This is a genomic window from Kitasatospora sp. NEAU-CNBT7 (genome assembly GCF_057220535.1).
The window spans coordinates 1-3,646 of the sequence record NZ_JBXQQB010000108.1; the positions used below are offsets into that span (position 1 = coordinate 1).

General features: G+C 69.5%; 2 protein-coding genes and 1 pseudogene. All 3 read right to left on the reverse strand.

The genetic code is table 11. The features are described from left to right. Window positions 1-10: 10 nt before the first annotated feature. Complete coding sequence (locus tag AC2TEW_RS38645) at window positions 11-1,456, reverse strand: NF041680 family putative transposase (RefSeq protein ID WP_484627538.1); 1,446 nt, start codon at window positions 1,454-1,456, stop codon at window positions 11-13. Window positions 1,457-1,474: 18 nt separating this feature from the next. Continuing rightward, window positions 1,475-2,299 (reverse strand): annotated as a pseudogene (locus AC2TEW_RS38650) (transposase); the annotation flags it as partial. Window positions 2,300-2,327: 28 nt separating this feature from the next. Then, a protein-coding gene (locus tag AC2TEW_RS38655) for an IS3 family transposase (RefSeq protein WP_484627823.1) occupies window positions 2,328-3,574 on the reverse strand; the annotation gives its coding sequence in 2 pieces (ribosomal slippage) (window positions 2,328-3,232 and window positions 3,232-3,574; 1,248 coding nt in all). Window positions 3,575-3,646 lie beyond the last annotated feature (72 nt).

The window sequence follows — 3,646 nt, forward strand, 5'->3', positions numbered from 1 at the left end:
AGCTTGACGTTTATGGTCGTCGGGCTTGGTGTTCCTGGATCGACTCGGCGCGTTTGACCGTCTTGCCGACGTCGTGGCGCTTCGCCCGGCGCTTGTTCTTCGAGCCGGGAGGCCGTCCTGGGCCGGCTCGGGATGGTTTCGGCGCGGCCGCCGGGCAGGCCGCCGTCGCGCGGACGTTGCGGAACCCCCGCCGCACTCGGGCGGGGGTCAGGCGGCGGGGCTCGGCCGGTCGCTCCCAGGGACGGCGTAGATCCTCGGCGAGCGGCCGGGCGAGGCGGAGCTGGGTGTGGGCGGCGATGATGAGCCAGGTCCACAGGTCGGCGGTGTCCGCGTGGCGGATCTTCGGGGCGGTCCAGCCGAGGGTCTGCTTCATGAGCCTAAAGGTGTGCTCGAGATCGAACCTGCGGAGGAACGACTGCCACCAGTGGTCCACGTCTACGCTGGTGGCGCTGGTCGCGGAACACCACAGCCAGACCGGTTTCGGGTCGCGATCGCCAGGCAGGCGCTCAACCTTCAGCCGCGTCAACGTGCCGTGCAGGACCGGCAGTTCCTCCTCCGCGTGGTCCAGCCAGGGGCCGCGGTGGGTGAGTCTGGGGTGCATCCGATCCCACGCGATCGCCTCCGCCTTGCCGTAGCGGGTGGTGTCCGTGGCTGTGGTGACATCGGGCCGGTGCCAGCTGTCCGGCTTGGCGAAAGTGAGGACGCCCCCGTGACGACGAGGCCGGCCGCCCTTCGGGCCGGAGCGGGCGGGGCCTGCGTCGCGGAGCATGACGCGGTCCGAGCGCAGGCGTCCGACCAGCACGACGGGCAGGTCCCTCAGGGCGTGGGAGAGGTAGGCAACGTCGTAGCCGGCGTCCATCACGATGAGGATCTCGGGATCGCCTGTCCGCCAGTGCCCGGCCTGCTTCAACCGCTCTACGACATCGCGCAGTTGGGCGGCGGTGACGGCAGTCGCATCGTCCGCGGGGCCCAGGCGCACGGCGTCCAGCAGCGCGACCCAGGATGTGCGGCCGGACTCCAGCGCAGCGACGAAGGAGTACGGCCAGCCCGGCACGAACTGGTCCGTCTTGCGGTCTCCGCGTCCGTAGACGTGGCAGAACAGCCGGTCGTCGCTGGTGGGGGCGTCGGGGCGGAGCCAGTTGCTCACATCCACGGCCAGGACGACCCGGCCGTCGGCCGCCCTCGGCAGCGGCAGGCCCGCCAGTGCGCGCCGCAGCCGCGTCGGCTCCAGCCAGCCCTGGTCCAACGCCGAGTAGAGGGCACCGTGCCCGCGCCGGTGCTCGGTGGCCAGCGACAGCTCGACCAGGGTCTTCACGGGCCCGTCCGCGCACAGCACCGCGTCCGTGAGCTCGAAGAGCGCATCCGGGCGGCTGTACAGGGATTCGTAGAACTCGACTCGAAAGCGGGACAACAGGCCCAACGCCTCACCTGCGGGCGCATCGACAGGGAGACTCATAGACAGCGGCCGTTCTCTCGTGCTTCTTGACTCGACATCTCGAAGCGTGGAGAACGGCCGCCTCCGCTGTCCCGGGAAAAACCGCAGATTAGCAGGTCGGGTGACCAGCGAGGTTAAACGCCAAGCTTGCGGCTTGTTCCGTGACCTTGACCGAGGCTCTCGAAGTGCCCGCCCGGTGCGCAGGCAGGCGACCAGCTCCCGCTTGAGCGCACCACGGCCCTCGATGAACAGCGACTGGTAGATCGCCTCGTGGCTGATGCGCATGGACTCATCATCGGGGAAGTCGGCCTTCAACCGGTGCGAGATCTGTTCCGGGCTCCATGCTGTCGCCCACCGCCTGTCCTGCCGGTGCGGCTTGTTCAGCCCCTTCCACGGAGGCGTCTGCGGCCCCGCGACGACCGTCCCGTCAGGCCGGTGAACGTTCCCCGAAAGCCTCTCCTGCACGTACTCACGCAACCGGTCGTTGCCCAGGAGCTTCGCGCGCTTCGGACGCTTGGCCGCCTGCTGAGCCTTCCACTGGGCGACCGTCGCGCGGTACTCCTGCTTGCCGCCGCGCGTGGCGGCGTTGCGGCGCAGTTCGCGAGAGATTGTCCCGGGGTCACGCCCCAGGGCGCGGGCGATCTCGCGCACGCCCTTGCTCATCGCCCTGAGGATCGCGATCTCCTCGCGCTCCTCGAACGTGAGGTACCGGCCCGAGGGCTCGGCCAACGAGATTGGAGGCATGCCGCCAGCGTGACGAAACCACCTCGCACCCACCGGCCACGACACGCCGACCGCCAGTGACGCCTCCACCGTCGTGACCCCCGTCGCGATCAGGCGCCAGAACTGGCGCTGGGGCCTTCGCCCGTGATGGTGGACACGCGGTTGGTTGTCACGCGGCGAGTGTGAGCTTAGCGGTGTGGTGTCGTCGTTCGTATTCGTTGGGGCTGAGGTGGCCGTTGGCCGAGTGGCGACGGCGGGTGTTGTAGCGGGTCAGCCAGGCGAAGACGGTCCTCCGGCAGGTGGTGGAGTCCCCGTAGTCGCGGGCACCCTGGAGCGTCTCGCGCTTGAGGGAGGCGTGGAAGCTCTCACAGGCCGCGTTGTCCGCGCTGCTGCCGACCGCGCCCATCGAGCGGGTGACACCCAGCCCCGAGCACAGGTCAGCGAAGGCCCTGGACCCGTATTGCGCCCCGTGGTCGGAGTGGAACACCGCCCCGTCCAGGCCGCCGTGGACCCGGGCTGCCATCCGCAGCGCATCGGCGACCAGAACGGTGCGCATGTGGTCGGCGATGGACCAGCCCACGACCTTGCGGCTGAAGCAGTCCAGCACGGTCGCCAGGTAGAGGAACTCCCCGCCTGCCAGCGGCAGATACGTGATATCGCCCATGTACTTGCGCCCCGGCGCGGCGGCCGTGAAGTCCCGCTCGAACAGGTCCGCGACCACCGCCGCGGCCGGGTCCGGAACGGTGGTGCGGGCCCTTCTTCGCAGACGGATGCCGACGATGGAGTACGTCCGCATGACCCGGGCGACCCGCTTGTGGTTCACCTGCGTCCCGGTCTCGCGCAGTTCCGCGGTCACCCTCGGCGAGCCGTAGGCGCCACCGGAGTCGGTGTGGATGCGGCGGATCTGTTCGGCCAGGACCTCGTCCTGGCGTCGGCGGACGGCTCTGGCACCGGCGCCGCCGAGCCATTTGTAGTAGCTGGACCGGTTGACGTCCAGGACCTGGCACAGCCGCTTCACCTCGTAGGTGTCCCGGTGGTCACGGACGAACTGGAAGCGGCTCACCAGTTCGTCTCGCCGGCGAAATACTTGGCCGCCTTGCGCAGGATGTCACGCTCGGTGGCCAGCTTCCGCTCGCTCGCCTCAAGCTCGGCCACCCGGGCCTCCAACTGCCGGATCCGCATCTCCGGATCACCGGACACGGCAGGCTGTCCTGCCCCGGCCGGCGCCTTCCCACCTGGCCGTTCGGCGGCAGGGTCGAGGCCGCGGCGTTCGCGGCCCCGCAGCACCCACTCGCGCAGCGTCGCCCTGTTGATGCCCAGGTCAGCGGCGATGTCCTTGTAGGTCGCCCCGGGCGTGGACTCGTACAAGGCCACGGCATCGGCCTTGAACTCGTCCGAGTAGTCCTTCATCGCCATCGGCGGTGTTCTCGCTTCCTCCGGATCAAGCAGATCCAGTATCAGCGTGTCCACCCATCAGGGCGAAGCCCC